Raw genomic sequence first — 8,056 nt, 5'->3', positions numbered from 1 at the left:
ATGTTTTCCCTGCCTTTCAGGTTGCATATAACGTTCTCGCATTCACGACGTTCAAGCGGCTTAAGGCACGTAGTGCCGGGTGGCTCTGCCACTTAGCCGGTTAAATGTGTCCGGTGAATCAGCTCCTCCGAAATCCCTCTCCCGGACCAAGGGTCGAGCTTGTCTCGACCCGCTGCGTTGAATGCAATGTTATAGGATGTTGGCGCCTTCTTCGATTTCTCTATCTAGATCCTTTGATGCTTCAATTATTACTGAGTCTAATTTATTCAACCACTCGGTGTATTCTTGAGAGTCTGCTTCCATAGGTTCCTTTCTCAATTCCTTACATTTCAATAAATGTTCCTTCCAATCAGAGGTAATATGTCTTAGTCCCCAATCAGCAGCTTGGCTTTTTGAAAATATTATTTCCTCACGTAACCAACCTATGAATTTTGCAGCTAATAGCAACCAATCTATTGAATGTAAACTTCCACCCTTGCCATGTTCCTTCATACATAGAGAAAATTCTATAAGAAATCCTTTTATTTCTTCCTTTGTGATCTCAGGAAAAATATGTTCCTGTAAATCCCCGTATATTAAAAGTCCTTGTTTCTTAATTGAATACATTGTGAATGTATCGAGTTGATTCTTCTCCCACATCCGTTCTCCTCTCGTTCCCCACCACAATGCTCGTCCCTGTTCGCCGAAAATCAACTTATATGGTAAAAATGCACCTTCCAACATATCGGTATATAGATCTACCAATACATTTCTATATATGACCCTCTGTTCATTCAATCTCGTGATCTCTTCCATACTAATATTCTCAGAAAGCAAAACTAAAAAATCCAAATCTCCATAACCAGGACTCAAATCGTTATGTAACGATGAACCATATATGTAAACACTAGTTAATTTATCCCCGAATATAGCTCGTATATCCTGAATGAAAATACGAAGAGTTTCTTGAAGTTTTTCATCTTTAAAGTGTTTCTTCAATGTGTCATCTCTCCTTTGGTTTTTTAACGTTTTGCGCCATTTTCTTATAACGTTCTCGTATTCACGAACCCCAAAGGGGTTGTCTGTTGAAATGCTTCTTCGAAATCCTTCTCGCAGACCAAGGCTCCAACGGAGCCGCTGCTTGAATATTATGTTATGAGATGTCATTGACCTCTTTGAGTCATCCCCAGAACAGTCCGTTATGCCCTTCATCCACGATCTTTAACTGTTTTTCAAAATCTTCATTCGGTTCTATGTCATCTATGAAATGCCATTTCCCCTTGCTGTCTTGCCAATATATTTCCCATTCGTTTTCATCTAATCTGAACTGAGCTACAGGCATCTGCACCCATTGATCACTTTTGTATCCTTGTCTTTCTTCAATTAATGTCACATGATTTCCTCTGATCTTATAACTGATTTTAATCTGGTTTTTCACATGTTCTGGTACTGCATTTTGTGTATATTTGTCCATGATTTTCATAATCCGCTTCTTTGTAAAGTCATCCATGGATTTTGTCTCTCCTGCCCTGATTCGTTTTGCCATGATTATATCACGATGATGTCTCATAACGTCTCTGTATTCATGAGCCCCGAAGGGGTTGTCTGCTGAAATGCCTCTCCGAAATTCATCTCGCAGACCAAGGCTCCGTCAGGAGCAGCTGCTTGAATATTATGTTATCAGATGTATTCGTCTTCTCGAGTTAGCTACCAACTCTCTCAAGTAATTCTATTAGTATGTCATCTAATTTCTTCTTGTTTTTCATCTTCTGTGGGCGTATTAAGCATTCTATTTAGATCAGCTTTCAACTCTTTCAATGTATAATCGGGCAGTTTTCTTATTAATCCATGCAATAAAAAGTATTTCCAACATCCCTCATTCGTACTGAATATTTCCCTAATGTAGGGTATCAATTCTTCTTCGAAATTCAACAATACATTTTCTACCGGTTCAGCAATCGGCCAGTTTCCATCTTGTAGCCATTCCAGTATTTCTGGTAAGATAGGTTTTAATTTCTCTATGGGTTGTTTCTTTAGTAACTCTACTCTTTCTAAATCGTGTTTATGCCGTGGTATTAATTCATTTGTGTTTATAATATTGACCTCCTTTCTTTATTCCAGTTGCGAGTATTTCTGATAACGTTCCCTGTATTCACGAACACTCACCACCTTAAGAGACGAAGTCCCGACCGCGACGCGGTTAGGTGGTGCAGGGTTGTTCGCTTGAGTCCGCTTCCCTGTTTGTCTCCTCTAGTGAGCCAAGGGCCGAATGGACCGCAGCGTGAATACGATGTTATCAGATTCCGGCACTTCATTGAATAACATTCAAATGGTTTTAATATTTTTTTCCCAGCAACGCGGTAAGCTCAAATCTTTAATAATTTTGGGTTTACCCGGATCTCCTGTACCAAAGATAATTCTACCAGGCTCCCAATCCATTAAAATCTTGTTTACTAATTTTGTTACCTGTGTTCTTACGCTTGTTTTTTTTAAAATAGAGAGCGATTCCTCGAAATTATCACATATAAAATGAAGTGTATTATTTTTACATCGGTGCAAGCTCCCGGAATATATCATGTCATCCTTCAGAAATATTGTAATTTCCAATGAGGGCTGCATTGGGTTTATATATATCGTGCAGATAGAATCTTGTTTCCACGAGGTACTGCTCAATTTCTTAGTTACATTACTATTAATAGTATTACTATAACTACTATTGCAGCATGGACAGTATTCAATCTCTAGGGGACTATCGACCAATACCAACTGTATTTCCTTACCAACCCAAACAATCTCTTCGAGAACTTTATCCAATAATAAATCCATAGGGCCTTCTAATAAATGAAATAAACGTTCAAATTCAATTTTTTCGTCATCCCATTGAAAAATTAATCTTAATGAATGGATTTTATCATAATCCCCATAAGTATTTAATACTGCAAAAACTTTTGGGTTCTTTTGTGAAGCTTCTTTTACAAAGGCTTCCCAAGATCGCTTATACTCTCGAATTTCAACTTCTGTTAATTCAAGATGATTAGGTTCGTTATATGCTTGTGGTCTATGGTGTAGATCGTGATCCTTTACACAGAGAACAGCCAGATTTTCCTCAACTGTATTAGAATTATCACCATCAATGTGGTGGAAATGAACACCTAGTCCGCTCTTTTTACAAACACAACAGACACCTACGTTTTTTTGAATTAGTATATCCTTTAGTTTTGGATTCGGAGATACTCTCATTTAGGCTCCCCTTTTCGCTGGTTTCTGATAACGTTCACGTATTCACGACCCAGCGTATGCTGGGTGTCCGGCGAATGCCGGACCCAGGACGAATGTTCGCAGCGTGAATATTTTGTTATCTTAAGTAACACTCTTCTTGAGTTACACCCAAAATCACTCTCTGTCTTTCAAACCAACCAATCCAACTCAGCGTTCGGTCCAAACCAGAGCTTAACGAGTGCAAAGCTGTCCACTGTACTGAGTTCATCTTGTTGTCTTAAAGAAGCTAATTCTTATGCGAGAAAGAACCACTATCTAACGTACCACGCTTCTTTGAATTGTTAACAAGCGCCCTATTCCGAGAAACCAATTCCAAAGAAAAACATGAAAAAACTGAACCTATTAAATATGGCAGTGTGAACCATCGAACTGCATTTTCGATAAGTTGTCTTACCCCTTCTGAGGTTACCTTAGTAGCAGATATTGAATTTAACCAAGGTGTTAACAAAGTTGATAAAAAATCAGAAATAAAGAAACAGTATGATATGGTAGAAAATAAAGCTAAAATAAAATAAATAGCAACTTTCACTTCATTAAATCGTTCTTCAGGTGTCCAAAATACCACTAGGTTGATAAGTACTATACTCAAAATAATTACCATCCCACCTAAAGTTCCATTTGCAATAAAAAGTTTTTCTTCAAAGACTTCAAAAAGTAACATTCCAATAAAGCTATAAATAACGACTGAAATTACTGGGCTAAATAGTAAAAGTAAAACTAAACGAAACCAGTTTGTTACCTTATCTAAGAACAGAAATCTTGCCTTGAAGTATATGAAAATAAAAAAGAATACAACAAAGAGATTAGTCACAAGAGGACTAGTATGAATTATTCGAACTACTCCCATTAAGATAAACAAAGAGACATATGTCATTGAAAATGACCAATTAGAAATTTCATTAAAATATTCTTTAGATCCTCTTTCTGATTTTCTGATTTTACATAAAACAATGATATTTATTGTTAATGTAACAATGATAAAAAACCACAAAAGGAAATATGACACTTTATTTGGATGCATATAAACATTAATAGTGAATATAACTAAAGTGATACCATAAGAGGCATAGATAGTTTCGTAATTTTTGTTTCGTATCTTGTCTCTCGTCCATAGATAAAATTTTATGAATATATTCTTAAATACCTTCAATACAAAAGATAAAAGTGATTTGAATGTTTCCATTTCTCTTTCTCCAATCGTTATTTCAGATAACGTTTCTGTATTTATGAACCCCGAAGGGGTTGTCTGCTGAAATCCCTCTCCGAAATCCTTCTCGCAGACCAAGGCTCCGTTAGAAGCCGCTGCTTGAATATTATGTTATCGGATGTTCGGCACATCTTCGGAATGCTATCAATAATCTCAATCTATCCTTTATTACTTTACTGTTTCTTTCCTATAGCAATCCATCTTCTGTCTATATCTTCAAATACAAATTCCTTATTGTTATAATCTGTTGTTAATAAGGGTCTTACAATTAAAATTCCTAATTCCCTTAATTTCTTCTCCATTTCCTCTTGATTATCTGTAATGAAATACGCATCATAACCATATCCATGCACTTCTCGATTCGGTACTATAACTTCTTGATTCGATTTGGTTAATACGATCTCAATTTGATCTTTATATAGACAAATGTGTGGCTCCTTTGATTCAAGATAACTGACTGCTCGAAATCCAATTAATTTATAAAATTCCGCTGTTTTGTTCACATTAGTACATGGAAAAATTTGTAGACAGTTAGTAAACATTTCATCCATCCTTCTCATGTTTCATAACAAGATTTTAGAATAGCAGTATTAGAGTTTTTATTGTTGCCCAAATTTCCGATAACGTTCTTGTATTCACGACGTCCCTCTACCTTAAGGTCACGAAGTGACCGGCCGCGATGCGGTTAGGTGGAGGGATGTGTACGCTGATTAATCTTCCCCGAAATGCCTCTCGCGGACCGAGGGGCGAATGCCCCAAAGCGTGAATACGGTGTTAGGTGGAATTATTGCCAACTTTGAGTTCCTTACAATCTTTGATTTCTTCATTAACAGGCACAATCCTCTAAATTGGGAATATCTGATTCTTCCATTGCTTTGTTCGTATCAAAATCAATATAAATTCCTGATATTTTCCCTGTGTTTTTCAATATAGTGAATGTAAGTTCATAATTATCTACCATAAAACTAATATCACTTATTGTTTGAGTTTGAGGCTCTTCGGCAACATCTTTACCGTAAGCAAATTTAATTTTTTCAATAGTATCGCCAACAGAAATGCCTCGTTTTGTTGGCACATTAATCAGATTTATTGAAACAATACGTCCTGATTTAAGGGTTGCATTATATAAGTAGTCGAATCTCAATTCTTCATTTTCCTTATCGGGGTAGGAAACTTGATACCAATCAAAAGACATTCCATTAACTTCACCCGCTGCCCTAATTCTAATATTCTCATTTGTTTCACCAATTGGAATATGTAATTTTGATGTTAGATCTTCCAACGGAGTTTTATTATTCAGAGTTAAACCATTGTAGATCACATCAAGATCAGCACTTGAAATCACTTTAGGACTGGGGTTTGCTATTTCAGTCGATCCATCAGAGGGAGTTTGGTTAATAGATTTATTTTGTAGACTTGGAGTTCCACCAATTGCATTGGATTCAGCTCTTTTACATCCTATCAATATTACAGATAGCATTAATACAATACATATTAATAAAACACAACTTTTTCTTATCATGGGATAATGCCCCCTCTTATTTTATATCCATTAGCAATAATTTCACCTAACGTTCCCTGTATTCACGACGTCTGGCGAAGTCGGATATGTCTGCTGATACCTCTTTGAAATCCACCCTGCAGACCAAGGCTCCTTTAGGAGCCGCAGCTTGAATATTATGTTATATGATGGAATTACTCATTTTATTTTGATTCATCTTTTCTGATGTGTTATCATATTCTTAAATAAAGACCAAGTGCGTCGAACACTTGGTCAGTACAATTGGCTTGGATGGTTTATCCCTTCTTAAGTCATTGGGAATAAAAAACCCACCTTTGGCGGATAACCTTGGGGTGGGTTTTTACTTTCTCTTGTTGTTATTGATGTACGTTAAAAGTGCAAGAATGAGCGTTCCAAATAGCATCATCAGAGTCATCGCATCCTTCACTTCCATGGTTTCACCTCCTTTCGAAGGGAAACCATACCCACCCAAGATTCAATTGTATCTATATTTTACCTTTATTCACACCTGCGCACAAGTGTTCTTATTCTCTTTCTTTTGATCCATATTTGTTTTTTATTTCTATTATATAACGTTATTGTATTCCCGACGTCCATTCTCCTTAGATAGCTCCTATCTTAGGGGAATGGGTGTATCTGTCTGACTAAACTTCTTCGAAAAGGCTCCGGGCAGATCAAGGGCCGAAAGGCACGCAGCGCGAATATTTTGTTATATGAGTTGTGTCTACTTGATTAACCTATAATTTTTTATTCTCGTATTACTATCTTTCCTAATTTATGTCCAAATATTACTAAAGGAATTAATATTAAACCTGATGGTGCATACAATAAAATATCTTTCATAGACACCAGTTCTTCATTTAACATTCTATAAAACAAATACAATGAATACGGCAAAACAACAATTAACCCTGTTATTACTCCTGGAGTATACGATTTAAGATATATTGATTGACCTAGATGCGTAAAAACATGGATAAATAACAAGGAATTCACTCCTACAAACAAAATATAACTATTATGTTCTGCCGCCAAATAGGTAACCGGAATAAAAAATATAAACTCGATAAATACTGCAATTGCAAATTGAGAAGATTTGATGTCAGACATATTTCTAATCATATTACCTAATAAACTTGGAACTAATTTATGAATTCTTTGATAGTTTTTCTTCATCCAAGATTCCACAAATATAATTTCCTCAAAATCATGGATCATAAACACGGCCAGAAATAGCCACATTAAAGAATTCATAGTTATTATCGAATCATCAATAATCATCATTGATCACCTTTTGAATAGTTTTAGCACATTTCATATAACGTCCTTGTGTTCACGACGCCCGACAACGTCGGGTGTGTCCGGCTGCTTCTGCTTCCCCGAAATCCTTCTGTCGGACCGAGGGCGTATGCCCGATGCGTGAGTATTATGTTATATGATGGATCGGCCTTCTTTGAAACCACCTTTAAAAATATGAACTTCTCTGGCCTTTGAGGGTGATCAAAGAACAAATACTACAATTGCAATTGAAATGATCCAAATAGATGGAACACAATTGATTAATATTGTATAAACAGGCTTGATCTTCTTCAGGTATACCCAGGAAAGAATTGAGCATCCAGCAACTGTAACTGGATATAATGTAACTGCAATCATGATTCCGATTCCCCAAAAAGAAATCCCACTATCAAATACCATAAATGATAATCCCCATATCAAAAACCAAGGCACTAGCATTATTGAATATAATACCTGGACAATAATTAAGAATAGTTTCATTAATCTATTCCTTTCAGTTAAAAAAGTGTTTATAACCAAATATCCCCTTTGAAGCGTTTTGAACTAAAACAATAATTAATCAAAAACAATTCTTGGATGAGATCCGATTAATCTGCTTCTTTGAAACTTCTTTTGCACAATTGCCGATCTTTCATATAACGTTCTCGTATTCATGAACCCCGAAGGGGTTGTCTGCTGAAATTCCTTCCCGAAATTCATGACGCAGACCAAGGCTCCGAAGGAGCCGCTGCTTGAATATTATGTTATACGACGGATTCACTTCTTGAATC

9 protein-coding genes are annotated in these 8,056 nt (G+C 36.2%); all 9 read right to left on the bottom strand.

What is annotated here, in order from left to right:
* Positions 1–189: 189 nt before the first annotated feature.
* The 9 genes from L693_RS0100070 to L693_RS0100030 all read right to left on the bottom strand — a co-directional run bounded on the left by L693_RS0100070 (position 190) and on the right by L693_RS0100030 (position 7,271).
* Positions 190–978: an aminoglycoside adenylyltransferase domain-containing protein gene (locus L693_RS0100070; protein WP_025715522.1), complete on the bottom strand. Its 789-nt coding sequence runs from the start codon at positions 976–978 to the stop codon at positions 190–192.
* A 181-nt stretch (positions 979–1,159) separates the two neighbouring features.
* A complete protein-coding gene (locus L693_RS30885) occupies positions 1,160–1,489 on the bottom strand; it encodes a DUF3024 domain-containing protein (protein WP_231503476.1) in 330 nt (109 codons plus the stop codon).
* A 230-nt stretch (positions 1,490–1,719) separates the two neighbouring features.
* Complete coding sequence (locus L693_RS32225; protein WP_442950159.1) at positions 1,720–2,055, bottom strand: DUF5071 domain-containing protein; 336 nt, start codon at positions 2,053–2,055, stop codon at positions 1,720–1,722.
* 249 nt (positions 2,056–2,304) lie between these two features.
* Positions 2,305–3,219, bottom strand: a complete 915-nt coding sequence (locus L693_RS0100055; protein ID WP_025715518.1) for an HNH endonuclease signature motif containing protein — start codon at positions 3,217–3,219, stop codon at positions 2,305–2,307.
* A 265-nt stretch (positions 3,220–3,484) separates the two neighbouring features.
* Positions 3,485–4,441: a hypothetical protein gene (locus L693_RS0100050; RefSeq protein WP_025715517.1), complete on the bottom strand. Its 957-nt coding sequence runs from the start codon at positions 4,439–4,441 to the stop codon at positions 3,485–3,487.
* Positions 4,442–4,638: 197 nt separating this feature from the next.
* On the bottom strand, positions 4,639–5,016 hold the full coding sequence (locus tag L693_RS0100045; protein ID WP_025715516.1) for a VOC family protein: 378 nt from the start codon (positions 5,014–5,016) through the stop codon (positions 4,639–4,641).
* Positions 5,017–5,291: 275 nt separating this feature from the next.
* On the bottom strand, positions 5,292–5,987 hold the full coding sequence (locus tag L693_RS0100040; RefSeq protein WP_025715515.1) for a hypothetical protein: 696 nt from the start codon (positions 5,985–5,987) through the stop codon (positions 5,292–5,294).
* A gap of 340 nt (positions 5,988–6,327) precedes the next feature.
* Complete coding sequence (gene comI, locus L693_RS30880; RefSeq protein ID WP_231503475.1) at positions 6,328–6,420, bottom strand: competence inhibitor ComI; 93 nt, start codon at positions 6,418–6,420, stop codon at positions 6,328–6,330.
* 314 nt (positions 6,421–6,734) lie between these two features.
* Complete coding sequence (locus L693_RS0100030) at positions 6,735–7,271, bottom strand: HXXEE domain-containing protein (protein ID WP_231503474.1); 537 nt, start codon at positions 7,269–7,271, stop codon at positions 6,735–6,737.
* Positions 7,272–8,056 lie beyond the last annotated feature (785 nt).

The sequence above is a fragment of the Paenibacillus sp. 1-18 genome, from assembly GCF_000520755.1.
Lineage (GTDB): Bacteria > Bacillota > Bacilli > Paenibacillales > Paenibacillaceae > Paenibacillus > Paenibacillus brasilensis.
Note: the sequence above shows the minus strand (reverse complement) of the source record. Positions and strands in the feature narration are given on the sequence as shown.